Annotated in this window: 16 protein-coding genes and 1 tRNA gene; 7 read left to right on the top strand and 10 right to left on the bottom strand. The window is 62.1% G+C overall.

Annotated elements, in window-relative coordinates; translation table 11 throughout:
* Positions 1-69: 69 nt before the first annotated feature.
* Positions 70-3774 (top strand): bifunctional glycosyltransferase/CDP-glycerol:glycerophosphate glycerophosphotransferase, encoded by a 3705-nt coding sequence (locus AC5RUP_RS14145; RefSeq protein WP_494153181.1) that lies wholly within the window; start codon positions 70-72, stop codon positions 3772-3774.
* Positions 3775-4071: 297 nt separating this feature from the next.
* On the opposite strand, the gene AC5RUP_RS14150 is transcribed toward AC5RUP_RS14145, so the two are convergent.
* A complete protein-coding gene (locus AC5RUP_RS14150) occupies positions 4072-6168 on the bottom strand; it encodes an acyltransferase family protein (protein WP_494153180.1) in 2097 nt (698 codons plus the stop codon).
* 504 nt (positions 6169-6672) lie between these two features.
* On the opposite strand from AC5RUP_RS14150, the gene AC5RUP_RS14155 reads away from it, so the two are divergent.
* Together AC5RUP_RS14155 and AC5RUP_RS14160 are read left to right on the top strand one after the other, a co-directional pair.
* Entirely contained in the window at positions 6673-7866 is a 1194-nt protein-coding gene (locus AC5RUP_RS14155; protein WP_494153179.1) for a Stealth CR1 domain-containing protein, read from the top strand.
* Positions 7867-8156: 290 nt separating this feature from the next.
* Positions 8157-11291, top strand: coding sequence for a CDP-glycerol glycerophosphotransferase family protein (locus tag AC5RUP_RS14160; protein WP_494158671.1), 3135 nt, complete (start codon positions 8157-8159; stop codon positions 11289-11291).
* On the opposite strand, the gene AC5RUP_RS14165 is transcribed toward AC5RUP_RS14160, so the two are convergent.
* The 4 genes from AC5RUP_RS14165 to AC5RUP_RS14180 form a co-directional block, all read right to left on the bottom strand.
* Positions 11288-12463 carry a CDP-glycerol glycerophosphotransferase family protein gene (locus tag AC5RUP_RS14165; protein WP_494153177.1) on the bottom strand — a complete coding sequence of 392 codons (1176 nt, stop codon included), beginning with the start codon at positions 12461-12463 and terminating at the stop codon, positions 11288-11290. The genes AC5RUP_RS14160 and AC5RUP_RS14165 overlap by 4 nt on opposite strands.
* An 89-nt stretch (positions 12464-12552) precedes the next feature.
* Entirely contained in the window at positions 12553-14484 is a 1932-nt protein-coding gene (locus AC5RUP_RS14170; RefSeq protein ID WP_494153176.1) for a cell wall-binding repeat-containing protein, read from the bottom strand.
* Between the two features lie 490 nt (positions 14485-14974).
* A tRNA-Arg gene (locus AC5RUP_RS14175) sits at positions 14975-15047 on the bottom strand.
* A gap of 310 nt (positions 15048-15357) precedes the next feature.
* Positions 15358-16212 (bottom strand): hypothetical protein, encoded by an 855-nt coding sequence (locus AC5RUP_RS14180; RefSeq protein WP_494153175.1) that lies wholly within the window; start codon positions 16210-16212, stop codon positions 15358-15360.
* Positions 16213-16444: 232 nt separating this feature from the next.
* Between AC5RUP_RS14180 and AC5RUP_RS14185 the strand changes: the two genes are divergently transcribed.
* Both AC5RUP_RS14185 and ettA read left to right on the top strand, forming a co-directional pair.
* Entirely contained in the window at positions 16445-16996 is a 552-nt protein-coding gene (locus AC5RUP_RS14185) for a single-stranded DNA-binding protein (RefSeq protein WP_494153174.1), read from the top strand.
* A 90-nt stretch (positions 16997-17086) separates the two neighbouring features.
* Positions 17087-18769 (top strand): energy-dependent translational throttle protein EttA, encoded by a 1683-nt coding sequence (gene ettA / locus AC5RUP_RS14190; RefSeq protein ID WP_493999891.1) that lies wholly within the window; start codon positions 17087-17089, stop codon positions 18767-18769.
* Positions 18770-18860: 91 nt separating this feature from the next.
* On the opposite strand, the gene AC5RUP_RS14195 is transcribed toward ettA, so the two are convergent.
* A complete protein-coding gene (locus tag AC5RUP_RS14195; RefSeq protein ID WP_493999890.1) occupies positions 18861-19745 on the bottom strand; it encodes an acyl-CoA thioesterase in 885 nt (294 codons plus the stop codon).
* Positions 19746-19899: 154 nt separating this feature from the next.
* On the opposite strand from AC5RUP_RS14195, the gene AC5RUP_RS14200 reads away from it, so the two are divergent.
* Complete coding sequence (locus AC5RUP_RS14200; protein ID WP_494153173.1) at positions 19900-20430, top strand: acyl-CoA thioesterase; 531 nt, start codon at positions 19900-19902, stop codon at positions 20428-20430.
* A complete protein-coding gene (locus AC5RUP_RS14205) occupies positions 20427-21104 on the top strand; it encodes a DUF8185 domain-containing protein (RefSeq protein ID WP_494090650.1) in 678 nt (225 codons plus the stop codon). The genes AC5RUP_RS14200 and AC5RUP_RS14205 overlap by 4 nt, the downstream gene beginning before the upstream one ends.
* 28 nt (positions 21105-21132) lie before the next feature.
* On the opposite strand, the gene AC5RUP_RS14210 is transcribed toward AC5RUP_RS14205, so the two are convergent.
* The 4 genes from AC5RUP_RS14210 to AC5RUP_RS14225 form a co-directional block, all read right to left on the bottom strand.
* The gene (locus tag AC5RUP_RS14210; RefSeq protein ID WP_494153204.1) at positions 21133-21561 is read right to left on the bottom strand and encodes a globin; all 429 of its coding nucleotides are present in this window, start codon (positions 21559-21561) and stop codon (positions 21133-21135) included.
* A 139-nt stretch (positions 21562-21700) separates the two neighbouring features.
* A complete protein-coding gene (locus AC5RUP_RS14215; protein ID WP_494153172.1) occupies positions 21701-22174 on the bottom strand; it encodes an OsmC family protein in 474 nt (157 codons plus the stop codon).
* A 27-nt stretch (positions 22175-22201) separates the two neighbouring features.
* Positions 22202-24187 (bottom strand): DUF6541 family protein, encoded by a 1986-nt coding sequence (locus AC5RUP_RS14220; protein ID WP_494153171.1) that lies wholly within the window; start codon positions 24185-24187, stop codon positions 22202-22204.
* A 402-nt stretch (positions 24188-24589) separates the two neighbouring features.
* The gene (locus tag AC5RUP_RS14225) at positions 24590-26635 is read right to left on the bottom strand and encodes a DUF6541 family protein (protein ID WP_494158667.1); all 2046 of its coding nucleotides are present in this window, start codon (positions 26633-26635) and stop codon (positions 24590-24592) included.
* Positions 26636-26672: the final 37 nt, after the last annotated feature.

Consider the following 26672-nt stretch of genomic DNA (forward strand, 5'->3'; position numbering starts at 1 on the left):
CGCGTTGTCAGTTCGCCATTCGCGCAAACCGGTCGAAATGCCGGTCACGGTTATGGAGTTAGTTTAGGCATGAAGAAAAGTATGCACATTGGGAGTCAAACAATCTCCAAGATTGGGGCCGGGAGCGCGCCCAGAATAGAAGCGCTGGGGAAGTATCTAGCAGCTGCAACCAGGGGCGCCCGCTCCCCAATACCAGCAGCATGGTCGGCTAAACTGCGATCCCGCCTTCATCCTGCACTTCTTGCACGCATCAAGCGACGGCTGGTCCACCCAATCGCGGATCTGGGAAAGATTAGCGTCGTCGTTCCGGCGTATAACGTAGAGGCCTACCTAGCCGATTGCCTCAACAGTATTATCCGTCAAGACTATCCCTATCTAGAAATCATTGTTGTCGACGATGGATCGTCGGATGGCACCAGTCGCATTGCGCGAGGATTTGCACGCTGGGATCCTAGGGTCAAAGTTATACGAAAAGCTAATGCTGGTCTGGGTGCTGCTAGAAATACGGGAATCAAATCAGCAACCGGTGATTATCTGACTTTTGTGGATTCAGATGACTCCATTTTGCCCGGGGCTTATTCGGTCATGGCCCGCACGCTGTACTCGACAGGTTCGGACTTCGTTATAGGGAATATTCAACGTCAACAGGGGGAGCGTACCTGGGTCCCTGGGTGGGCACAACACGTTCACAGAGTAGACCGTCTCAAATTGTCTCTCGCCGACGATCCAGACATCTTGCAGGACGTTTTTTCTTGCAATAAATTGTTCCGCCGTGATTTCTGGGACCAGAATATAGGCGTCTTTCCTGAGGGGATTCGTTATGAGGATCAAGAGCCCACCGCCAGAGCGTATACCTCCTCCAAGTCATTCGATGTCCTTCAACGAGTCGTTTATAACTGGTTGATAAGGAGCGATGGTTCATCCATAACGCAACAAAAGGCAAACATCGATGACTTGTTCGACCGCCTTCAAGTCAAGCAACGCGTCGGCTCGATAATAGGCGCAAATGCAGAAGAAGCGGTGGTGCGTTCTTGGCGGGCAAAAGCCATCGGTTTCGACCTCGTTTCTTATTACGAGCAGATCCCACGAACAGGTCAGGAGTACTGGAAAACACTGCGGACCGGTGTTAGATCCCTCGCCGACAAAATGGACGAGGAATCCTGGTCGATGGTTCCGATCTCGTATCGGCTGCTTGCTTATAGCGTGCTATGGGGTACACGTAATGATGTTGAGACTGTTCTCGCTCGGCAACAAGAACTTGGATCGGGTTATAGCCTGCAACGGCATGGCTGCAAATTCATTGCCGACGTGGACTATTTGGCCGAGTTGTCGTTTAAGCTGACGCCTACTGACTTGGCCGTTAGTGAGAAGGGCCTAAGGTTAGTTTCCAAGTTGCTGCAAGCGCAGTGGGCAAGCAACGACGAGTTGATCATCGAAGGCTATGCCTACATAGCTGGTCTGGGTAATGATCGGCATGAATCCACCGTGAATGCCCGTCTCATCAGCGCTGACGACGCGATCACCCTGTCTGTTGAGCCCGTCCACAATCCTTCCCTAGACGCTTATGGCATGGATGCCTATAACTCGTATAGCAGCTCCGCGTTTATCCTTCGCGTCGACCCCCGGCTGCTCGTGGATCGGGCGAATTCTTCCACGGAGGAAACGGCGTGGCGTGTCGAGCTAACAGTTGAAGTAGCCGGCATCGTCCGTAGCGACGTGTTCCTATCTAGGGATACCCGCGGCTCGGCTGGGCGATTCCTGCACGGGCCGCTGATCGACGGTCGCCGGCTCGCCATGCGGTGGGATGCCGGTGACGGCTTCATACTCTCAGTTCCACGGGCTGTTCCAGTAGCTCGCGCGATGGAGCTGTCAGGACGAAGGTTCAATCTAGAAGTTGAAGGTATTCCTTCGGGGGCAACGAGATCTCTGCTGGCGCGTCAACGAGATACAGGGCTAATGATCTCGGCGACGCCAGTCTCTAGCCGGGGATCAGTAGATTATTTCTCCCTGGCCCTCCCGGAGCTGCCCTTCGAGCTGGCCCCTAAGAAGGAGTTGACGTGGGAAGTGCGTTTATCTCACGATAACGCCCATTCGGTAATACAATTTTGCGGGGGTACCGATAGTCTCGACTCAGCCTCACCACAAAATGGTCTCCTTCGGGCCGAACTAACCGGGAATGGTTTTGTTCGCTTGTCAGAAAGAGCCCAGAGAGTGATCGTAAATGACGTTCGCTTCGACTCTTGGAACGAGAACCTTTCCATTTCAGGAACGGCCGTAATGCCTCCTTCCGTCCCATTGAATCTCTTTTTGGAATCAACGGATGGGATGATTGTGCCCTCCGAGGTCTCGTATGACGAATCATCAACTAAGTTCTCTGCTATTTTCTCACTGACTGAGAAGAAGTGGAGCGGTGAATCGACGATAGTTGGCCCAGGCGGCTATTCGTTGCGCGCAGGAACCGAGCCCGATGGATCCCTGGAGAACTCGATGTGGGTTCCCGTTTCCGATTCTCTGCAACAAAAGTTGCCGTACGAAGCACTTTCTCAGAGGGTTAGAGTCCGTCTGTCCCGAACTGAGCGGGCCGCCGCGTTATGGCTCAACGTGTTCCCTCCTCTTTCCAATGAGGAACGAGGGCGGTTCAATCAGCGGAGGCTGCAGACTAATCGCCCGACACGGACTAGCCGCCCTGATGACGCGATGCTGTTCGAGAGCTTTGGTGGTAGGTATGCGAATGACTCATCGAGGTCTCTGTACGATGAATTAGTAAAGCGTGAGACAGGCTTCACCATGTACTGGGCTGTGCGAGATTTTTCTACGCCGATACCCGAAGGGGCAACGCCCATTGTTGTTCATTCCCGTGAATACCATAACGTTCTACACTCGGCCCGTGTGCTCGTGAACAACAATAACTTTCCCTCGTATTTTCGAAAAAGCCCCGATCAATATTATTTGCAGGTATGGCACGGTACGCCTTTGAAGAAGATTGGCAACGACGTACCTAGTGCGAATTTGTCGATCTCGTACCGTCAGTTGATGAGGCGAGAAGCGCAGTACTGGAATACCTTGCTTGCACAAAATGATTTCGCTGAGAAGGTTCTTCCTTTAGCTTTTGGTTATGAGGGCGAGGTGTTGAATATGGGTTATCCCAGGAACGATGCCCTTGCCGTTCAGAAGCCTCAGGAGCGACTGACTGAGCTAAGGCGGGCAATTGGAGTGCCTGAGGGTAACCGCGTAGTGCTATATGCGCCCACTTGGCGAGACAACGTGAAGACTTCCTCCAATCATTATGCTTTGGTGTCGCATTTGGATTTCGATCAAGTACGCCAGAAGTTGGGCGAGTCAACCACAATCCTACTTCGGGGTCATAGCAATACGGCGAATTCTTCCCGGCGCCGTGACGTGCCGGGGATGATTGACGTCTCTGATTACCCCGACGTGAACGATTTGATGAATGTTTCGGACGTACTGGTCACTGACTATTCATCGATAATGTTTGACTACTGCGTCACAGGTAAACCAATCCTATTCTTAGTGCCTGACCTTGAGCAGTACAGGGACTCTACACGCGGCTTCTACTTCGACTTCGAGAGTTCGGCGCCTGGCCCGCTGTTGCGGACGACAAGTGAGCTTGTGAGGGCAGTCGATAACTTGACTCTCATTAGCCGAGAGTACGACAAGCGTTATAAATCATTCGTTTCTCAGTTCTCCCCTAACGACGACGGAGGGGCGTCCGCTCGGGTCGCCGACGTTGTCATAAAGCGGGTCAGCCTGTAGGGGTCCGAAGGCAGCTTGCAGTCTCCTCGCATTCAACGCGGTTCTTTATCTAGTTGCGCAGCAAGTAATCCGGCTGTCGCAAGAAGTTTCGGCTCAGCGCTGGTGGGATTCCGTGTGGACCAGCTTCAACGCGCGTCCAAATGACTGATGATCGTGGTCATGACACGCTTATCTCGCCATACTCCTATGGGTAAATTTCCTAATATGCCGACAAGCGCTTGGCGTATACATGGGCTGACCGGGCAGCGGTTACTAAGCGCCGTTGTCCTCCTGGCGGGAAGACTTCCTTATTGAGTTCTATCCATGTCTGTCGAGTGTTTCTAGAATCGTTTGCTTCAAGTAAGGGGCAAGTGTTTCAGCGTACGTTGCAGTCACATGCGATGCGTCGAAGTACGTTACTACTGATCCGATAACGGCAAAGCATTTGCCATCGTCACAGAAGTACCGGTCCAAATTCACGGTACGGATTCTGGGATGGTTTAATTCTTCCGCTGCTTTGGTGAGAGGATCCATCCAATGCCAGTCTTGGGGTGTTCCGGAGCAGTTGCCAGGGCTGCCTGGGTTGACGGCCAAACAATCCGGTATCGAGTCAATGGTGTTACCAGGGAAAGGTGGATCCTTGATTACCAGAATGTTTGCTCCGCTGTCCGCCCATTGGGACAAGTAATCCTTGTACCCGGCGGCAGCGGACTGTTCTGTCGTGTCCCACGATTCACCTCGCACCGGTACTGACTGTCGCTCTGAAGTGATCACCAGATCGAAGGTGTTGCCCGACGTTTCCTTAAGCACCCAGTCACCATATTCGGCGCAGTTTTTTGTCTTCTCTTCAGTGTCGAATTGCAGAAGGATAGATGTCGGATTGCATCGAGAGACCAAGAAAGTGGAGATGGTCCATTGGTGTCGCTGAGCGAGTACTTGAAGCGTCGGCAGCCACTGCCCGGCATGCGAGTTGCCAACCAACGCAACCTGGGTATCGCCATCGCCATAGGTGCAGACGGGGCGGCTGGTAAACGGTTGGTTGGACCAACAGTTATCGGCGTACGCATCGGATCTGTCGTCCTTGGCTAACGTTGGGTCGGGCACTACTGGGGCGTCAGGATTTGGTACGCATGTTTCAAACCCTCTTGCAATGGCTGCGGCTCCAAAGCAGGGGCCTCCTGCAGTGACAGAAGCCGCCAATTGTTTTTCGGCTTGGTCGTTTCGAAAGCCGACTTCGGCCAGCTGAACGCCGCCGGCAACCGACAATATGGCCATGCACGTAGCAGCAATCGCGAAGGATCGAGCGCGAAAATTACGTTGCGGAGCGAAACGAAACCTGTCCTCGACGAACTTCTTGCTGAGCCCGGCCAATGCCAGGGTTACCGTGAGGATGACCACCTTGTCCAGCAAATTGGAGTCTGCGCCGGTGGAGTCGGGGATGAGTACGATTAGCGGCCAGTGCCACAGGTATATCGAGTAGGAAACGTTTCCGAGCCACTGGATCGGGCGGCTGTTGAATAGAAAGGTGGGCGAAAAGCGGCCTTCGGCGGCTGCGAGGATAACCACGGCTGTCCCCAGGACCGGGAGCAAGGCAGCATAACCAGGGAAGGGAGTAGCTTCCGAAAAAAGACTCCCTGAGGCGATGACAGCGGCAATGCCGGCACCGGCAACCGCGTTGCGCAATGCTAATGGCAGCCGGCCATCCAGTGCCGGAGCAGCGAGGGCGACGAGCCCGCCGATTCCAAGCTCCCACATCCGTGCTGGCGTCACGAAATAGGCCCGCCCTGGTTCAGATGCCGTTACAGCAATGGAAACCAAGAGCGAAAAGACCACAACCGCAGTCACCGCGGTTAGAAGGAGATCATGCCAAGCAACCGCCCTACGACGCGCAAACCAGAACACCGCGAGGACAAGAACGGGCCAGAACGCATAAAACTGTTCCTCCACGGACAACGACCAGAAGTGCTGTGTGGGTGTTGGCGCGGTGTCGTCGGCAAGATAGTCCACCGAGCGGTCAGCAAGTGCCCAGTTCTGCATATACACGGCTGAAGCGATAACTTCCTGCGCTGTCGCTTCCCACTGCGTGGGAGGAGCAAAGACCCTTGAGGCAATAGTCGTTGTAAGAAGTACCAAGAACGCAGCCGGCAGCAGCCTACGAATCCGCCGACTCCAGAACGTGGCGAGGTCGCGCAGGCTCTCAGGTGGTCGTTTGTACAAGTGAGCGGTGATCAGGAAACCCGAGATGACGAAGAATACGTCCACTCCTACATAGCCACCTGATAGCCAACCCGGCCAGAGGTGGTAGATGACAACGAGCGCGACTGCTAACGCCCGCAGGCCTTGGATGTCTGCACGGTATGTGCCACGAGTCCCAGATGGAGGTCGGTCGGTGGCTGGCTGGGCTGCTGTTGCCAAGGTCGGCTCCTGAAAACATAATGAGGTGCGACAGCTTGGTCGATGTGAGTTGTATTTTCGCGGAACGGGGGGATACGCGCAACGGCTCGCTCAGGCGAGCCGCCAGCACATTTGCTGCTGGAAGAGTCAATGACTGATGAAGAGGCAGCGACAGGTCAAATCCCCGGGTAGTGGGAGTAGGGGCGGCGTATGCGCGGAGGACTCAAGGGCCGAATGGTTTCCGCACTCCCGCCTGGGATGATTCACGCCACCTTCGATGTGATGGCTGGCAAAACAGCTCCGCAGCGGCGTGTTAGGTCGATGCTGAGGGCTGCGAAATCGTCTCGACGGGGAAATAATGCTCCGGCACGAGCAAGGGTAATCCCCCGTTCAACCGACCGCTTCTCTGCCTGGGACACCCGCAAGTCGACGTCTGAGTTAGTCTTGAACGCTCTGAAGCATGCACAAGTAGACCACGCAGTCCTCAGAGACGCTGGCGGTGTCGCGACTTTTGTGGACGTACCGATGGCCGAATGGCGGCACGCACTAGACGTGATCTCCGCAGCTGTGGGTTCGGGAAAGTTTTATATCGTCAACACTGATGGCTCGCGGCTGGGTTCTCTCAGTGACCCGTGGCCTCTTCAGCCGTCAGTTATCTTTGAAGCAGTGGACGTGTCGGGGCGGCTTTTGGGGAACGCTCAACTAGGCATAAGTATCGTTCCCCGAGAGGCCCACATACCTGCCCTGCCTGTGATCACCGAGGTTAACTTCCCGATTGATGTGGTGTACACATGGGTCGACGGAAGCGATGCGGAGTGGCGACGGTCCAAGCGAGAATGGCTCGACAACGAACACGTTGAGAAGCGCAACACGACAGCGGTCAACGACGCAAGATTCGTTTCACGGGACGAATTGCGATTCTCCTTGCGTTCATTGGACTACTTCGCTCCCTGGGTTAATCACGTTTATCTGGTGACAGCGGGTCAGGCGCCCGGCTGGCTCGACAGGTCGAACGACCGCATCACGATCGTGGATCATCGAGAGATTTTTACACCCGCTAAAGCTTTGCCGACCTTCAACTCGCACGCCATCGAATCGCAATTGCACCACATCAACGGGTTGTCCGAGCACTACGTATATATGAACGACGATGTCTTCTTCGGGCGGCCCGTGAGCCCGGAGCTGTTCTTCCATGCCAATGGCATTGCCAAATTTTTTTTGACGGGACAGCACATTGGGTGGAGCCCTGCCTCCGTTGACGAGCTTCCAGTGGACAGTGCGGCAAAGCGCAATAGGGAAGTGATCCAAAGACTTTTTTCGAAAACTACGTGCCTGAAGTTCCAGCACGCGGCACATCCGCAGCGCGTTAGCACGCTCTCACGTCTAGAGCAAAGTTTGCCGGACCTCGTGCGTCAGACAGCTATGAGCCGATTTCGCAGCCCATCCGACCTGTCGATTGCTTCCTCACTGTCTCATTATTACGGCTTCGAACTAGGCGCTGCCGTCCCGGGCAGCCTCGACTACCGCTACTGCGATATTGACGACCCGGCTGCCCAAGCAAAGCTCTTGAGACTGCTAGCACATCGGGACGCGGATGTTTTTTGCCTCAATGAAGTAGATGCTTCAGGCTCGGACACTGCACGCGTAAACAAGCTGGTTGCTGCGTTTCTCTCGGCATATTATCCCGTTGCCAGTACCTTCGAATCTCGCACATCATGAGGCTACTGAGGAGCGCGATGGTGAAAGCCCGCCTGCTGCCGGGGAGGCCGGGATACCCGGTAAGGCCTGAGTTTAAATGGTTAAACGTCAGCCAGGAGGGGACCCGACTGCGGATTGTGTTTTCGCTTCAATCGGAGCTGCGAGCCACGTCTCTCTGGTGCCGGGACAGCGAGGACACATGGAGCAAACTTGCCGAGGCCAGTGAATTACCAGACACTCCCCTCGGCATGACACGCACGTATAGCGCCCAAATCAACCTAACGGAGCTCGCGCACAAAAATTTGCCCCAAATGGGAGACTCCGGCAAAACGTTGCGACTCTACATTCAACTTCAATCCTCGGCCAGTAATTTGCCGAAGTACGTAGCCAACGTTCTCGACGATGAGCCCGACCTTAAGGAAGGGATTGTTCGGGGACGCAGCTACGATGAGGTTCAGACTGCCCTGACTGAAGGATTCGTGGCACCAAGTTCGGTCGTGACTGGATGGGCCACGCTGGGCAGGTTCACCGGTACGGCTGTCGGCCGTCTGCATCAAGTTCAAGTGGGTGGCGGGAGCACTGAGGCCTATGTGAATCGTAATGGCTTGTTGTCGATAGCAATCAACAGACCACTCAAGCCCTTCAACGCCGTCTATGTTGATCGCCTGTCCGTCAAAGGCGGGACCGTTGATCTGCAGGGAAGACTGGTTACACGCCACGGATGGGCCCATGCAGTGGACATGGCGCTCGTTAGTCGCGAGAGCGGAATCCGGTACACATCGCGCGCAGAACTGGTGCTGGACGAGGAATACTGTCGTCGAAAGTTTGGGCTGCGCCGGTATACCGTGCATGCTCGGCTCAATTTGGCCAGTATCTCAAATGAAGATCTGGCGGGCGGCGACGAGATTTTGGATGCCTGGCTCGACGTATTTGCCTCAGACGAATCCGAACCCCAGCATGCACGTGTGGGCCGCACTCGTTATGTAACGCGTAAACTCACCCGGCCCGGATGGCAAAAGCGGGGAGAGAAGACGCTGGCCATCACGCCCTACTACACGTTCAAAGCGAAAAACACGTCTTTCCACGTTGAACTCCTGGATACCGACGCCTTCGAATTCTTGCGGGAGCAAACCCGGAAGCGCCGGCTGCCGGAGGCCCGGACGGAACGCAAGCCGGTCTGGCTGGTGGGGGAGCGGCCTTACAAGGCCCAAGACACCGGACTGCATTTCTTCCGTTACATGCGGCGGGAACACCCCGAGATCGACACCTACTACGTGATTGACCCTGCGTCGCCGGACCTTCGCAACCTGGACGGGCTGGACCACGTGGTGAATTACCGCTCCAAGGAACATTTCGAGCTGGCCTTGCGGGCCGAACGGTTCATTGGCTCGCACCATCCCGATTTCCTGTACCCCACGTGGCTCCCGCAGTTCCGCAAGGCGGTGGGCGGCGTCAAGGTGTTCCTGCAGCACGGGGTGATGGGCACCAAGTGGATGGTCCCGAATTACGGCAAAAAAGCTCCCGGGTTCGACACCGACCTGTTCATGGTGAGCTCCGAGCGGGAAAAAGAATACATCGTCAGCGACTTTGGTTATCCGCCCAAGGACGTGCTGGTGACCGGCCTGTCACGGTTTGACGCGCTCTTCGCCGGCGATGTGTCGGTGCGGCCGAACCAGATCCTGATCATTCCCACGTGGCGGGACTGGCTCCAGAATCCGGATGAGTTCGAAGAGTCGGAGTACTTCCAGGAGTGGAACGCGCTGCTCCACGACGAACGACTGCGTGCCCTGGCCGAGAAGCACGACGCCGAGGTGATCTTCTGCCTGCATCCGAACATGCAGCGGTTCCGGCACCACTTCTCCGGGGCACCGGCGCGTGTTATCTCGCAGGGCGAGGTGGACGTGCAGTTCCTGCTCAAGGAAAGCGCCGTCCTGCTGACGGACTACTCCAGCGTGGGCTTCGACTTCAGTTTTCTTGAGAAACCGGTGCACTACTTCCAGTTTGACCGCGAGCGTTTCCTGGGACCGCAAGGATCCCACCTGGACCTGGATGAGGAATTGCCGGGCGAGATTGCTTTTGCCCGGTCTGCCGTGCTGGACCAGTTGGAGGCCACGCTGGGGCGCGGCTGCACTCCCACGCCCGCGAACGTCGCCCGCTCCCGCCGCTTCCTGACCTTCCAGGACACCAGCAACTGCCAGCGGATCTTCGAGGCGGTAGCGGAAGCCCGCCCCGCTGACCCCCGGTGGAAAAAAGCCATAGACCCGGAGCTGTTCGAACGGCTGTTTGGCAGGTTCCGACGCAGCCGCTTCTACTTCCCGGCCATGCAGCGGATGTTTGCCTTGGTCTCGAAGACGCCCATGGACACGGACCTGATGGTGTTCGAGTCCGGGCTTGGAAAACAGTACGCCGACAGTCCGCGCTATATCTACGAAGAGCTGGTGCGGAGGGGGGACACCCGCCGCAAGGTTTGGGTCTATCAAGGCAAGCTCCCGGCGCCCGACCCCTACACCAAGGTGGTCAAGCGGCTCTCGCCGAGCTACTACTGGTATCTGGCCAAGGCCAAGTACTGGATCAACAATCAGAATTTCCCGCATTACTTCCGGCGCCGGAAGGACGGGGTCTTCATCCAGACCTGGCACGGAACGCCGCTCAAGCGGATGGTCCACGACCTGGACACCGTGCACGGCCGGGATCCGGGCTACATTGCACGCGTGGACGAGGCCGTGAAGCAATGGACCACGCTGCTTTCACCCAGCCCCTATGCCACGGAAGCGTTCAGGAGTGCCTTCCGCTACAGCGGCGAGGTCGTGGAGCTGGGGTACCCCCGCAACGATATCCTCGTGCGGCCCGACGCCGCGCAGCGCTCCGCGGCCGTCCGGCGGAAGCTGGGCATCCCCGAGGGCAAACGCGTGGTTCTTTACGCTCCGACGTTCCGGGACGACCAGCCGACCGGCACGGGACGGTTCCGTTTCGATCTGCCGTTCGACGTGGAAGCCTTCAAAGACCGCTTCGGCGACGATACCGTGCTGCTGCTACGCATGCATGTGCTGGTCAGCGACGCCGTGAAGATTCCGGAAGAAGCGGGCGATTGCGTCTACGACGTCTCCAAGTTCCCCGAAATCCAGGAACTTTACCTGGCCAGCGACGTCCTCATCACCGACTATTCGTCCGTTTTCTTCGACTACGCCATCCTGCAGCGGCCCATCATCTTCTATGCCTACGACCTGGAAAACTACCGCGACACGCTGCGCGGTTTCTACCTGGACTACAACACGGAACTGCCCGGTCCCGTGACGCAGACGGAGGGCGAACTCTTCGACGCGATAGACGAGAGCCGTTCGAGCGACCCCGCGCGCGAGCTAAGGCTCAAGAATTTTGTGGCCAAGTACGCCCCGCGCGACGACGGCAACGCCGCCGGACGCGTGGTGGACCGCTTGCTGTCCTAGGGCGCCGGCTGTTCCGAGAGGATCGTACCCACGGCGCCGACGAACCGCGCCGTGCTCGCGCCCGGCGTGGTATCGCCGAAGTGGTGGGCGATCAGCTGCAGCTGGTCGGGGCTGATTCCGGCCGCTGCGGCCTCGGCGAGCAGCGCCGGCGTTCGTGCGGCCTCGGACTGGTCAATGAGCGTGGTCTTGGCGGCCACGCCCTGTGCGTCGATGTGGGTGCCGGGGTCCGCCGGCCTTGTCATGAGCAGGGGCTTCCGGCTGGGAAGCCAGTCCAAGGCCATGGCCGAGATATCGCAGATGCACAGGTCCGCTTCCGCCATGGCGGCTGAGAAGTCGGCAGCCGTGTCCACCCGGTGGCCCGCCGGCTCGGCCTTTTCCGCGGAGACGATCATCTTTTTGATCTCGTGCAGAGCGGCGCGGTGGGCGGCGAGCCTGCTGCCGGTCCGCGGGTGCGGCCGGAAGACCAGCCGGTAGCGGGCATCAGCCAGGATGGAGCCGACAATCTCCCGTCCATGGCTGGCCAGCGAGCCGTACGCCATGGCCGGGCGGTCCCCTTCCCAGGTGGGGGCGTACAGAACGGTGAGGCGTCCGCCGTCGTTCTTGGTGTGCGGGGCAGGAGTGGCGAAGTCCAGTTGCGGCCGTCCCACTTCCACCAGGTGGGACTCATCAAACCGCTGCAGGGCGGTGAGGATGCGTTCCCGGGAGGCAGGGCCGGCGATGAAGGCGAAGTCGTAGGCCTTCAGCTGGTTGGAGACCATAGACACCTTGTCGCTCTCCCCGTGGCTCAGGTGCACGTGCACCTGAGCCGGCAGGCGGAGGACCGTGAAGTTATCCCGGTTGTTATTGACGTAGAACACCATCCGGGCGCCGGCGCGTTCGATGAATGCCTCCACCTCCGCGATGCCCTTGGTAAGGAACACCGGCAGCGGGGAATCAGGAAGCAGTTCCGCGGCCGTGGCTGGCCGGTGGACCAGAACGGCTACCCGGTGGCGCTCCGCCAGCTTCGCCAGGGGAGCCAGCCATTGCCTTACCTGATAGGCACTGTCCGGGCCGTCAGCGAAGTACAGGACGCAGTCGAAGTCACCGCCTGCCTTGGCGTTGACCTGTTCCAGCAGCCGACGAACCCCCCGTTCGCGGGCGACGTCGAGCAGTAGCTGCTGGGTAACAGTCAACTTCCTACGGAAAGCTGGCAGAGGGGACACGAGCCTCCTTTAGCAACGTCACTTGACAGGTTACGACAGACCCGCGCCGACGCTACACTTCAGCAGCGGGAGGTGGGCGCAGCGGTGGCCACTACGCCTGATCCGCCCGCAATGATCCGCACCGGCGAGACACCGTAGTAGGGCAAGGCTTGGGCAAACGCGTTGCTGGCGTTCGCGATGGGCGCAGGCGAACATGCGGCCCTTGTCAAGAGCAGCGGCGCGCCGTTTACGGCCGCAGCAGGAGCGCTGGCGAGCGCATCGGGGTAGTTCAAACCCGAAGCATACATGATCCGCCACTGGGTCGCAGGGAACTCCCCTCGTGCGACCCTAGCAGCGGTGTCGTAGCGGTCGGAGCCGGCATAACGCACCTGTCTGGCGCTGACCCGTGCTGATTGCAGAGCTGACGATATTTGTTGGGCGACGGTGTGCGACACGGCTCCGGAGCCACCCAGGATGACAACGCGGGCCGGCTTCAGGCGCTTCAGAGCGGTAGCCGTTGAGCTGGGAAGTCCGTTGGGCTTGGTCATGAGAACCGGTGCTCCTTGCCGAGCAGCCGCGGCTCCGCCGGCCAATGCGTCAGGGTAATCTGCTCCGGACGCTACGTAGACCGTCGTGGAACGGTCCCACATTTCGTTGACCAGCTTTGAGGCGGTTTCGTAACGGTCCGATCCGCCGATCCTCTTGACCGACGCGATATTTTCGAGAGATTTCTGGACCCCGGAACTGATGGCGCCGGTGCCTCCGAGAATGTAGATTGTCCGGGGCCTAAGACGGTTGAGTTCATTGCGGACAACTGTTGGAATTCCGTTCTTGGCCACAAACAGGACCGGGCCGACTTTGTGAGAAGCCGCAGGTCCACCAGCCAGCGCGTCGGCGTATCCCGCCCCCGAGGCAATGAATACGCTGTCCACGCCTGCATTGAATGAGCGGCGAGAAATTTCAACCGACGTTGCATAGCGGTCGGACCCGGCGAGGCGGGACGTTCCGGGAGTGGTGACGGACTTGGTGATCCGGGGACCGGATTTGTAGCTGGCGTTCTTCGCAAACGACCTCAACTGTGCGAGGCTGCCGCGCCACACGTTCGAATCGCCGATGAAAGGACCAGTCGAGCTGTACTGCCAGATGTCCCAGGTCTTCCAGCCACGGGGGAGGGAGGGAGCATCAGTGGCAGGCCACCCGGCGACGGGATATCCGGCAATATGAAGAGGATGGTTGGCGAATGCCGTGCTATTGCCCGTGCACTTGTCCCACCAGCCGGCAGTTGTGTAGATCACTGGCAGGCGCCCTGTCTTGGCCTTGATCCTGTCTGAGAATTGCTTGACCCAGGCTACGATCTTGGCCGGCGTCATGTTGTAGCACATGTTGCCGTAGACGCCGTACGGGTTGTGTTCGATGTCCAGAAGAGGAGGAAGCGTCTTTCCATCTGCTGACCACCCGCCTCCGTTTGCGAGCATAAAGTCTGCCTGCTCCGTGGCTGAGATTCGCGGTATGGCAAAGTGATAGGCTCCGCGGATGATTCCGGCTTTGTATGAGCCGCTGTAGTTCCCCCAGAATGTCGGATCCTCGTAGTAGTTGCCTTCCGTGGTTTTTAGGTAGGCGAACTTGATCCCTTTGTCCTGTTGGGCATCCCAATCAATGTTGTCGCCCTGCCAGTTGCTGACATCAATTCCCTGAATTCCGGCAGGCCGCCACTTGTCTGCTGTGGCAGATGATTCCGCCTTAATTTGGACAGCAGCTGTGCGCTCGATGTCCAGCTCTTCGAGCGTTTCGTCGAGCTTTTCAGCTCTCTTCGGTTCGCTCATCGCGGCGTCGTTTTGCTCCCGAAGTTCCTCGCCCTTGCCCATAGCTGCGCCGCGCGTGCCGTAGAGCGAGGACATCAGTTCGTGCAGCTGTTCCGGCGTGAGCTCCTCGAAGGGGATATCCCCTTCGTTTTTAGAATTGTCAGGCGCTTCCTCTTCTGCGCCACCTGCATCCGCAGGGCCGGTACTCAACCCCGGGGAATGCACTTCGACGCTTTCCGCATCCGGCAGGGAGCCTTCCGGTAAAGTCTCGTTGGCTGTGGGTGCCGTAGTGGGCTCCGTCGGTGCTGCCGTCGAGGAGGGCGCTGCGTCAGAAGAGCCGACCGCTGGATCGTCGGGAGCTGCGGCCGCCGACTCCGTTTCGGCAGGCGCCTCAAAGTCGGCTGCCCACGCTGGGGATCCGCTGACGGGGAGCAACAGCAGTAGAGTGGTGCACCCCGTTATCAGCTTGGTCCTAAAGGTGTTGTCTTGGACCTGTGAGTGACGGTCAGCCATGGTGTCTCCGGGGTGTCGCTTCGAGGAAGGAACCGACTCGGTCGGTCCTGCAATATCGTTTTACCTTAACATTCAAACTAACCCTTGTGACTAGAGTCGGATGCGGTGACAGGCCCGCGGGGGACGAAATTAATCTTGCGGCCATCGGCCGTTGGTTATGCCATATAACTCATGGCTGAGTCACTTGCGCCCCGGACAGGAATCGAACCTGCGACCAAGAGATTAGAAGGCTCCTGCTCTATCCGCTGAGCTACCGAGGCAGATGGCCGGCTACTGTTCACTCACTTGTCCACTCCAATTCCGGAGTTTCCAAATGTGTCCAGGGTGTGCCCACTCTCGTGGACGCCACTGCGGCCGGTGCTTAGTCTAGCAATTCGTTCAAGGCCGGGCGCGATGGCGGCCGCGGTCGTGCCGTCGTCGCCCAGGGCTGCGGCGCACTGCCACAGGGAAGAAGGACGTACTGTTCTGACTCCGTTCCGTCCTGCCGCCATCGCCCAGGCTGTGCCGTCGGGCGCGCACAGACTCCCGCGGCTGGGCGTCCGGCGGGCGTCCAGCCGCGGAAGGAACTTGCTACTGGCCGGTTCCGGCGTCGGCGCCACCATCGACCGTGCCGCCCTGCCCATCCAAACCCTGTTCCGGGATGTCTTCAGGTGCCGGTGTCTGGCTCGGCTCCGGTGTCTGGCTCGGTTGCGGGGCAGGCTCGGCGGTCTGGCTTGTTTCCGGGGCAGGGGTCGGGGCCTGTTCGGGGCCGTTGAATCCGCCGCTTCCCGGCTCTTCAGTCTCCGTTGAGCTGTTTCCGCCGACCGAGGGATCGTCCGTGGTCACGGCGTCGTCGGCGGCGCCATCTCCAGTCTTCGCGGGCCCCTCGTCCTGCTTGGCCGGCTTGTCAGTTTGATCCGCGGCTTCCTGGTTTCCGCCGAGGGTGCCAAGGGTCGTCTTGTGGGCGCTTGAGGCAGGGTCGATACCCGTAGTCGAGGAGACCAGGCTGGAGATCGGTTGGCTGGTGCCGAGCTCCACCGCGGTGATGCTGACCATCGCGATGGCAAAGGCCGCGGCGCTGGCCAGTCCAACCTTGACCCACGTCATCGGGGCGATGGGCTTACGCGCGGGTTTAGGCTGCGGTTCGATCGCTTCGGACGGGGCGCTGGCGGCCACCTTTTCAACCTCCCGCAGGGCACCGATTCGAGCCTTGGGGATTTTCTTCATGGCCACGGTGGCGGCCGAGCTCAGCGTCCGGGCATAAAGGGCGGCGCCGACGGTGGCGACGACGGAGCCGACGGCGGCGCCGATCAGCGTTCCGGCGACGCCGAGAAAGGAGCCCACCAATGCGGAGGTCACGGCGGCCAGCGCCGAGGCGATAGTTTGGGCGCCACTCAGTCCGAGAAACGGCTTGCGCTTGTCGTCGGCAGCGGAGTCGTCAGCCATTTGATACCTAATCCGGTCGGAGATTATTACGGATAGGTAACGATACCTGCCCGCGGACGGTTCCCGGCACGGCCGTTGTGTGATGGAGACGCTGCTCACACCCGCCCTCCACAAGGACGCCGCCCGACGCCGCGGTCCACATGCCGCGTGGACCGCTTCACCGCAGGTGCTGGAGCGGCGAGGCTCGATGGTGTCGGCAGGGCGCCGGCGCTACAGCGGACGGGAGAAGAGCATGAGCGACTACATTACGGTGCGCGGGACGGTCGGTACCGAGGTGCAGCAGCGGCGCACGCACGGCGGAGATGCCGTGGCGGAGTTCCGGCTGGCTTGCTCGGGGGACTGGCTGAACCGGGAGACCGGCGAGTGGGTCAAAGGGCAGACCAACTGGTACACGGTGCAGGCGTTCCGGGGCCTGGCGGAGAACCTGTGGCGCAGCCTGGCCAAGGGCGATCCGGTGGTGGTCAGCGGCAAGCTCAAGCTGCGGCAGTGGTCCACCGAAGACGGGAGGCGCGGCACCGCTCCCGAAATCGACGCGGACACGGTGGGCCACGACCTACGGCGCGGCTCTGCCTCGTTCACCAAGATCGCGGCGCCGGCAGCAGCCCTGCGCGAGGCCGCTGAGGCCGGGCAGGGCGGCGCCGACTACCGCGCGATGGCCCTGGCCGGTGCCGACGCCGGGGATCCAGCCGGCGGAGAGTTCGGCCTTGAGCCAGACCTGGGCGGCAGCGACGGCAGTGCCGACGAGGACCGGCAGGAGGAAGCGCAACTGCCCAGGGCGAGTTGATCGGGGCTCGAGGTGTCCGAGCCGCCGGGACAGGGGGATGCGGTGCGGCAAAATATGTGATCGTGGAGCGCAGCGACTAGCCTTGAGGGCATGGCGGAATTCATTTATACGATGTCCAAGGCCCGCAAGGCCGTTGGCGACAAAGTCATTCTGGACGACGTAAGCATGTCGTTCTTCCCCGGCGCCAAGATCGGCGTCGTCGGCCCCAACGGTGCGGGCAAGTCCACGATCCTCAAAATCATGGCCGGCCTGGACACCCCCTCCAACGGCGAAGCCAGGCTCAGCCCCGGCTACACCGTCGGCATCCTGCTGCAGGAGCCGCCGCTGAACGAGGAGAAGACCGTCCTGGGCAACGTCCAGGAAGGCGTCGGCGAGATCTACGGCAAGATCCAGCGCTTCAACGAGATTTCCGAAGAGATGGCCAGCCCGGATGCTGACTACGACGCGCTGCTCGAGGAAATGGGCAAGCTGCAGGAGGCCATCGACGCCGCGGACGCTTGGGACATCGACTCCCAGCTGGAGCAGGCCATGGACGCGCTGCGCTGCCCGCCGGGTGACGCCGACGTGACCGTGCTCTCCGGTGGCGAACGGCGGCGCGTGGCACTGTGCAAGCTGCTGCTGCAGAAGCCCGACCTGCTGCTGCTCGACGAGCCCACCAACCACCTCGACGCCGAAAGCGTGCTGTGGCTGGAGCAGCACCTGAAGTCTTACCCGGGTGCCGTCCTCGCCGTGACCCACGACCGGTACTTCCTCGACCATGTGGCCGAATGGATCGCCGAAGTGGACCGCGGCCACCTCTACCCGTACGAGGGCAATTACTCCACCTACCTGGAGAAGAAACGCGCCCGGCTCGAAATCCAAGGCAAGAAGGACGCCAAGCAGGCCAAGCGCCTGACCGAGGAACTGGACTGGGTCCGGTCCAACGCCAAGGGCCGCCAGACCAAGTCCAAGGCCCGTCTGGCCCGCTACGAGGAAATGGCTGCCGAGGCCGAGCGCACCCGGAAACTGGACTTCGAAGAGATCCAGATCCCGCCGGGACCGCGGCTCGGTCAGCTGGTCATCGAGGCCAAGGACCTGTTCAAGGGCTTTGGCGACCGCGAGCTGATCAAGGACCTGTCCTTCTCGCTGCCGCGCAACGGCATCGTCGGCGTGATCGGCCCCAACGGCGTCGGCAAGACGACCCTGTTCAAGACGATCGTCGGACTCGAACCGCTGGACGGCGGGGAGCTTAAGATTGGCGATTCCGTCAAGATCTCGTACGTGGACCAGTCCCGCGGCGGCATCGACCCGAACAAGACCCTGTGGGAGGTGGTCTCCGACGGGCTCGACCACATTCAGGTCGGCCAGGTCGAAATGCCGTCCCGCGCCTACGTCTCCGCGTTCGGCTTCAAGGGACCGGACCAGCAGAAGAAGGCCGGCGTGCTTTCCGGCGGTGAGCGCAACCGGCTGAACCTGGCCCTGACCCTGAAACAGGGCGGCAACCTGCTGCTGCTCGACGAGCCGACCAACGACCTGGACGTCGAAACGCTCTCCAGCCTGGAAAACGCGCTGCTGGAATTCCCCGGCTGCGCCGTGGTGGTCTCGCACGACCGCTGGTTCCTGGACCGGGTGGCCACGCACATCCTGGCCTACGAGGGCACCGAGGAAGAGCCGGCGAACTGGTACTGGTTCGAGGGCAACTTCGACTCCTACGAGCAGAACAAGGTCGAGCGGCTCGGCCCGGACGCGGCCAAGCCGCACCGCGTCACGCACCGCCGCCTGACCCGCGACTAGCACGGACACATGGAACGGCCGGGCCCCGCTACGGAGCCCGGCCGTTCTCTTTGGCCCGTTTTTTGTCGCACGTGAGGCGGGCGACTCCGGCTTACGGAATCCGGATCATGCCTTCCTGGGCGACGGTGGCGACGAGTTCGCCGGCCCGGTTGAAGATCTTGCCGACCGCGAGGCCGCGCGCGCCGGAGGCACTGGGGGAGGACTGCACGTAGAGCAGCCAGTCGTCCACCCGGACCGGGCGGTGCCACCACATGGCGTGGTCCAGGCTGGCGACGCTCATGCCCGGCGTGACCCAGCTGACGCCGTGCTGGCGCAGGATGGGTTCCAGCAGGGTGTAGTCGCTGCCGAAGGCCAGCGCGGCCCGGTGCAGGCCCTGGTCGTCGGGCAGCGGCCCTTTGGTCTTCATCCAGACGGCGTTGACCGCCTGCCGTTCGCCCTTGGCCTGGACATAGAGGGCGTCCTGGACATGGCGGACGTCGAACGGGCGGTGGTAGGCCATGTGCCGCGCCACCGGGTGGTCCACCTTGCCGAGCAAGTCCGCGGTGCTCGGCAAGGTTTCCGGGTCCGGGATTCCGTCGGGGAAGTCTTCCTGGTGTTCGAGCCCCTCGGCCGGGGTCTGGAACGAGGCGATCATGGACAGGATCGGCACGCCGTTCTGATAGGCATGGGTGCGGCGGGCGGAGAACGAACGGCCGTCGCGCAGCCGTTCGACGCCGAAGGTAATCGGCAGGTCGGCGTCGCCGGCACGCAGGAAGTACCCGTGCATGGAATGGATGGGCCGGTCCGGTTCCACGGTCCGTACCGCCGCGATCACGGACTGTGCCAGCACCTGGCCGCCGAAGACCCGGCCGCGCGGCTGCTTTTCGGAAACACCGACGAAAATCTCCTCGTCCGTATTCGCGCCGTCGGCATCGGAGAGGTCCAACAGCTCCAGCAACACCGCCGTCGGATCGACGTGTTCCTCGATGGCGGTCATGTAGTCTCCTTGCCGATTACCCGCGGGTACGAACACCTCCGACAGTAGTTGGCACCGCTCAACCGCTCAACTCCGGGGCGCCCCGCATGCCGGAGCACGACGGTGGGCCGGCAGCGGGTTAGTTGCGGCTCCCGCGCTTTGAGAGGATGGCATCATGCCTACCGTTCCGCACCATGCCCCGAGGTTTCCGATCCAGCTGAGGTTCAGCGACATTGATTCCTACGGACACGTGAACAATGTGACCTACCTGGGCTATCTGGAAACGGCCCGGGTGCTGCTGCACCAGCTGCGGCCGGACCTGTCGACCACCGCCGGACACAAGCCGGGTGCGACGCTGCGTGAACTCGGTGGCGACGGAAACCTGACGCTGGTGGGACGGCAGGAAATCGAGTACCGGGTACCGCTGGACTACCGGGCGGAACCGGTCCACGTCGGCGTCTGGGTGACGAGGATCGGTTCTTCGAGCTTCGACCTGGGCTACGCGGTCGTTGATGCCGACACCGGGGAGTCGGGCACCGTGCATGCGCTGGGCGCCTCGACCATGGTGCTGGTTGCTGCCGCGACGGGACGGCCGGTGCCGCTGCCCGATGCGTACCGCGCCGCCTTGCAGCTGTGGGCCGGGCCGCCGGTTCCGTTCCGCAACAGTGCCGGCGCAACCGGTACGAACGTAGAGGCCGCAGAATGATGTCCCCCGGAACCCCCGTCCTGCAGCTGGCCGATGTCCAGGTAGCGGCCGACCTGAAGACCTTCGTCAGCCGGTCCCGTGCCGCCGGTGACGGCGCCATCCACCTGCAGGCCTTCGGCAGCGTGCTGGCCGCCTACGTGTGCATGATGCGGCCGCGGATTCTGGGCGAGGCGACGCCGACGATCCTGGGGCTGCGGGTCATGCCGCTGGCGGCGCCGGCCGCCGTCGAGGAGACCGTCACGCTGGCCTCGGTTGGAGACCGGCTGGCCAGGATGGGGAACGAGGAAACCGGCCTGGCCCTTCCGCCCACGACCGTGACGGAATCCTGGACGGGTGTGCTGCCGCCGCGGTCCGGGTGGGAGCGCGTCGGCGGCCTGCAGGCCGAGGTGTTGGAGGAGGCAGCCCGGGCGGGCATCCGGGAGATTTCCGAGGCCCTGCCGGACAACCCCGGACAGCTCATCGTCAACAACGCGCGCAGCACCGTCTGGAGCCGGCCGCTGCCCGCGGCCGGCGGACTGCCGGAATCGGTTGAACTCCCGGCCGGGGCGGCGTTTGCCGCCCTCACGCTGGGCTTCCTCGACGGGAACCCGGCGGAGGTGTACCGGAACGGCCGCTGGCTGCGGCTCAGCACCGGGCGCGGCCACGTGCTGGTGCGCAGCGGCGCCTCGCTGTAGCGGGAGCCGGCTGCGTCACAGGAGCAGGTCAGGCGCTGTTGACCATGGAGTGGGCGGCGCGCTCGAAGTAGTCCCAGAGCGTCTGTTCGTGCAGCGGCGGCAGTTCCAGGGCATCCACGGCGCGGCGCATGTGCTTGAGCCAACGGTCACGGGCGTCGAAGTCCACCTTGAACGGCTGGTGTCGCATCCGCAGCCGCGGGTGGCCACGCTGTTCGCTGTAGGTTCCGGGGCCGCCCCAGTACTGTTCCAGAAACATCCGCATCCGGACCTTGGCCGGCCCGAGGTCCTCTTCGGGGTACATCTGGCGCAGCACGTCGTCCTCTGCGATCCCGTCGTAGAAGACGTCCACGAGTTTCACGAACGTCTCGTGCCCGCCGACGGCGTCGTAGAAGTTGTCCGTGTACGAGGGCTGCTTGAACGCGTACGCGGCGGCCGGAGCCGGGGTCAGGGTGGCCAGCGGCTGGCCGAAACGGGACGGAAGGGCCGCGGCGTCGGCCGGCTGCGCCGCACCGGGGCGCGCGGCGGGCTGTCCGGGGGTTTGGGGTGTTTCGCTCATTGATGGTCTCTGTTCGCTGATGCTGTCTTGCACCATTGTCTCAGCCCGCGACGACCCGGGGTTCGTGGTGGACAGGGAAGTTCACGCTGCGCGCAATGAAGCAGACCTTGTTGGCATCCGCATGGAGCCGCTGGGCGAGTTCGGTCTGGCCCGGATCTCCGATCGCCACCCTGGGCCGCAGCGTCACGAACGTGAATTCGCCGCTGCCGTCACGGTTTAGGCGCAAGGTGCCCTCGGCGTCGTCGTCGTAGGCCGTCACCACCAGCCCGTTCTTCACCGCGACGTGCAGGTAGGAGAGCATGTGGCACTGGGACAGGGCCGTGAGCAGCAGCTGTTCCGGGTTCCAGCGGCCCTTGTCGCCGTGGAAGGTGGGGTCGGCGGTGCCGGCCAGCTCCGGCAGCCCTGCCGCGCGCACCACGTGGTCCCGCCCGTAGCCGCGGTAACTGGCGGTGCCTTCGCCGCGGTTGCCGGTCCAGTGGAGGGAAACTGCATAGCGGTGCTCGGAAAGGTTCATGCCGCCATTAAACCCTGAGGACGTGATTCATGCGCAGGCGGTGATCCGGTACAAAGCTGCGCTGCCCTGCTTGGCGATCTGCTGGAAGCCGTGCGAAACGTCCACATCGTGGAGGCCTGGCCACTGGTGGTTGCGGTTGGTTTGGCGGGCGCGCTCCGGACCATCATCGTAGAAATACTCGATGTTCATCGCGTCCAAAATGCGGCATACTTCCGGATCGTGGTGGAGGTCCCGGAAGTGTGCACGCAGGTATTTTTTGTCGGCGGTGTTGTCGGCCCAGCCCATCTGCGTGAAGGCCACATCGTGTCCGGTCAGCGCGTAGATGTAGGGGGCACCGTTGAAAGGATCGCCAATGACCACGGCGTCGTCCGGCAGCACCCGATCGAGGGACTCGATGAATTCCTGCTCATTCCCGAGCAGCGCCCGCCCGTAGTAATCCGAGGTGACGTAATAGGACTCGCCGGCTTCGTCCACGCGCATAGGCAAGCGGAAGCCGCTGGAGGCGAGGAACAACATGCCAAGCACCAAAATGCCTGCAAGCGCGGGCACGTATATTTCCTGGCTTCGGTCCTTACCGTTCCGCCGCAGCCCGAGTAGCCACGTCAGCATCCGATCCAGGGCAAATGCTGCGAGGACAATGCCGATCACGGAGAACACTGAGGCCAGGCGAGTGGCATCGTTGTACCAAAAGCCGGTGAGCAGTCCCAGCGGACGGGCATGATGGGTTGCGGCGACAAACAAGACGGCAACTACACCCATGCCGACCACCGCAGGAGCCGTGGCCCTGTGCCGGATGGCGAGGACTGCACCAACGGCTACAAGTGTTCCTATCCACCAGTTGTGGCTGTCCGGCGGAAGGTACTCGCTTGTGGGCGGCCTGGGCAGGTCAAAGAACAACCATTCGACCGCGTCCTCAAACGGCTGCCGAGGGGTGCCCGAGTATGAGGCAACTGAGGCAACAAGTGATGAATTCAAGATGAAACCGACGGCTGCCGTCAACACGGCGGCGAGCAGGACGCCCCAGAAGACGCCGGCAGATTTGCTCCGGAGCCATGCAGTGCGGCACCACACGACGAGGAACCACAACATGTAGATAGCGCCGAAGGCAACCAGAGCGAAAAGGCCGGAAGGGTGGATCCACGCTGTCCCTGCAGTCACGGCCACCAGGGCCAAGACCTTCACGGCGGTGCCGCGGCGGTCCGATAGAGTCAGCCGCCGTCTTTGCGCTTTGTGGTTCGGGTTCAGAGCAAGACGGCGGTTCCGGCGCGCGACGAGTTCGATGCCCAGGGCGAACACCGCCGGGACAAGGGCGGTAGCGAACGCGTTGGGCCACTGTCCTGCTCGGCTCAGTTGCACGACGGGTAAGGCGGCCACAGCCGATGCCACCAATGGGGTCAGAATCATGGTTGCAGGGCGGTGAGGGAAGAGTGCCGCAGCGAGATACGACAGAGCGGACGGCCAGACCAGGCAGGCGATGACGACATTAGCCAGATTGGCCGCCGTGACTATGTCGCCGGGAACCAGCGACACCATTTCGTGCCAGCCCGCGGGGTAGAAGGACCCTAAACCCGTTCCGTAGATCGGATTGATACTGAAGGGGCTGGACTGTCCCGATTCCTGAATCCAGCGCAGGACGTTGACGTGAAAAGTCGGATCCCAACCTTGGTTTACGCGGTCGACCGAACCCATACCGGTTATGAGGGCCTGGGCGGTGATTACGGCGCCGGCCAGAAAGGAAAAGGCGAACAATACGATGGTCGGGCGGCTCGGAGGTGGCGCAGGCAGTCGGGCCGGAGGGTTGATCCAGCGGCTTACGGCAAAGCTGAGGCCAATGCCGGCGATCGTCACCAGCCCTGCGGACACAAGGCTCCAGCGAGTTCCGGTGACCAAGCAGAACATTGCGGCGACTGCGAAGAGGGCGGCGGTAGCGGCCGGTGCCAGGACGAGCGACCGGAGCCATTCGAGCCGGAGACCACGCAGGGCGAGGACCCCTGGGATGTAGAAGATGGCCACCAGGGCCAAGAGCTGGGCAGTAGTGGCTAGGGGCTCCAACGGTGGCCCTTGCAGGAACAGGACCGTATCTCACGCTCGGGCGAGATGACGACGGACGGCAGCGACATTAGTTCCTAACTCTTATGGGGCCCAGCTTGGAGGCGACTGACTGAGAGGCAGTCGCCAGTCGTTCAGTATAGGTAGCCAAATGGTCCGGCACGGAAACGTGTCCTCAGCCTGAACTGTTCGTTCTCAGCTTTCCTGCACTGGCACCCACGCGGGTCCTGTCGGTCCCTCCCGAGTTGCCTTCGCCTCCGACGGGCACCGAAAGGCCGATGCAATGTAACACGAACGGTGGTTGCGGGCGTACGCCAGCACCGCCGCGAGCACCTGCCCGGAGACCGCCTCTGCCTGGCCCCGCTCTCAGCGGCAGGCGGTGATTTCGTAGAGCGCCGCGGTGCCGTCGGACGCGATCAGGCGGAAGCCGCGGGAGAAGTCAATGTCTTGGAATCCCGGCCACTGGTGTTTTTCGCTGTGTTGGTAGCCGCGGATCGTCTGGTCGTCGTACAGGTGGGTGGCACCGGTGCTGTGCAGCGCGCCGCAGACCTGCGGATCGGACCCGATGTCGCGGAAATGGTGCCGCAGGTAGTCCTTGTCCGCGCTGCCGGCGCTGCTGACGTTCTGGAAATAGACGGTCCGGTGGCCAGTGAGGGAGTAGATGTAGGGCAGGCCGTTGAAGGGATCGCCGATGACGATCGCGTCGTCGGGCAGCAGCGGTTCCAGGGAGTTGATGAACTCCTGCTCGTCGCCCATCAGCGCGCGCCCGTCGCGGTGCTCGGTGATGCCGTAGCGGATGGAGGCCGCCTCCACCCGGACGTCGTGCCGGAAGCCGCCGGAGGTCACGAAGACGGCGGCCAGCACGGCAAACGCCAGCGCCGCGGGCACCGATTGGCGAGTAGCGGCCGGATTGCGGGTTCGGATAAGCCCGGCCGGCAGCGTGCACAGCCGCTCCAGGGCCAGGGCAGCGAAGACGATGCCGAAAGTGTGGACCAGCGGGGCGATCCGCGGCGGGTCGGTGTACCAGAAGCCGCTGAGCCAGCGGAACGGGCGGTCTTCCGGGCCGGCCGCGAGGATGAAGAGCACGACGGCGGCCGCCATGCCCGCAACGGCCGGCCGGGCGCGGGGGATGAAGCAGGCCCACACCGTTCCGGCCGCCATGAGCAGCCCGACGACGACGGCGTAGCTCTCCGGGGTGGCGTCGTCGCTGTCCGGCTGGCGCGGCAGGTCGAAAAACAGCCACGCGAGGGCGTCGGCCCAGCCCGCAGTCGACCCGCGTGGATACGACAGGACGGCGGCCACGAGGGTGGAGGTGGCGAGGACGAACGCGGCGGCAGCCGCGGCGGCGGCCAGCAGCCCCGCCGCCGCGTAGAAAAGCGCGCGGCGGCTCCGCCAGAGCCGGGCCAGGCGGAGCACTAAGAAGCGCGCCAGGTAGAACCCGCCGAGCACCAGCAGGCTGCCGACGGCGGAGGGGTGGATCCAGGTCGCGCCCAACGCGACCACCGCGAGTGCGGTGAGATCCGCCGTCGTCCTTCTCTGTGCGCTGCGGGACGGGGAACCTTCGCGGGCCACGGCCCCGGTGCCGGCCCCAACCCGGGCCGGGGCGCTGTCCGCGGCCTCCGCCCCGGCGGGCAGCCGGTATTGCAGTTCGATGCCGAGCGCGAGGATGGCCGGCAGCAGCGCGGCCGCGAAGCCGTTGGGCCACTGGCCGGCACGGAACATCTGAACAACCGGGAAGGCCAGCATGGAGGAAGCTATCACCGGCGCGATAACCCATACGAGCGGCCGGGCGGGGAACAGCGCGCGGGCCAGCAGGGCCAGGGCGGCCGGCCACATCAGGGCGCCGATGACCAGGCAGGCCAGGTTCCCCGCCGTCACCACGTCGCCCGGGACCAGCGACACCATCGCGTGCCAGCCGGCGGGATAGAACGACGGCGGCGCCCCGCCAAAGATCGGCCAGATGCTCCATGGGCTGGCCTGGCCGTTGTCCTTGATCCATTGCAGGACGTTCACGTGGTAGGTCGGGTCCCAGCCCTGAGAGACGCGGTGGATCGAGCCCATCGCCTCGAGCATCACCGAGCCCAGGACCAGCGCCGCGATGGCCAGCGACGCCGCCAGCAGCCACTTCACCGAGCGCGGGACGGCGAGCCGCGCCGCGGGTGGAGGAGCGATGGCCCGCCCGAGGAGCCAGCACCCGCCGATGCCGAGCGCCGCCAGCAGGATGGCCGAGAACAGGTTCCAGCGCACGCCGGCCGCCAGGCAAACCATGGTGCCGGCAGCCGCCAGCGCCGTCCCGGCGGCCGGGGCCAACACGAGGGAGCGGACGGCGGGCTGGCGCAGCGCCCGGAGGGCCAGGAAGCCGGGAAGGTAGAAGACAGCGAGCATGACAGCCAGCTGTCCGGCAACTGCCATGAGGACTCCCTTGCGCCACCAACCGTTGTGGAATTGT

The organism is Arthrobacter sp. Y3223151 (genome assembly GCF_059091125.1).

Coding starts and splice junctions, on each gene's coding strand:
- AC5RUP_RS14145 (WP_494153181.1), top strand. CDS start 70: ATGAAGAAAAGTATGCACATTGGGAGTCAAACAATCTCCAAGATTGGG.
- AC5RUP_RS14155 (WP_494153179.1), top strand. CDS start 6,673: ATGGCCGAATGGCGGCACGCACTAGACGTGATCTCCGCAGCTGTGGGT.
- AC5RUP_RS14160 (WP_494158671.1), top strand. CDS start 8,157: ATGGGAGACTCCGGCAAAACGTTGCGACTCTACATTCAACTTCAATCC.
- AC5RUP_RS14180 (WP_494153175.1), bottom strand. CDS start 16,212: ATGGCTGACGACTCCGCTGCCGACGACAAGCGCAAGCCGTTTCTCGGA.
- AC5RUP_RS14185 (WP_494153174.1), top strand. CDS start 16,445: ATGAGCGACTACATTACGGTGCGCGGGACGGTCGGTACCGAGGTGCAG.
- ettA (WP_493999891.1), top strand. CDS start 17,087: ATGGCGGAATTCATTTATACGATGTCCAAGGCCCGCAAGGCCGTTGGC.
- AC5RUP_RS14195 (WP_493999890.1), bottom strand. CDS start 19,745: ATGACCGCCATCGAGGAACACGTCGATCCGACGGCGGTGTTGCTGGAG.
- AC5RUP_RS14200 (WP_494153173.1), top strand. CDS start 19,900: ATGCCTACCGTTCCGCACCATGCCCCGAGGTTTCCGATCCAGCTGAGG.
- AC5RUP_RS14205 (WP_494090650.1), top strand. CDS start 20,427: ATGATGTCCCCCGGAACCCCCGTCCTGCAGCTGGCCGATGTCCAGGTA.
- AC5RUP_RS14215 (WP_494153172.1), bottom strand. CDS start 22,174: ATGAACCTTTCCGAGCACCGCTATGCAGTTTCCCTCCACTGGACCGGC.
- AC5RUP_RS14225 (WP_494158667.1), bottom strand. CDS start 26,635: ATGGCAGTTGCCGGACAGCTGGCTGTCATGCTCGCTGTCTTCTACCTT.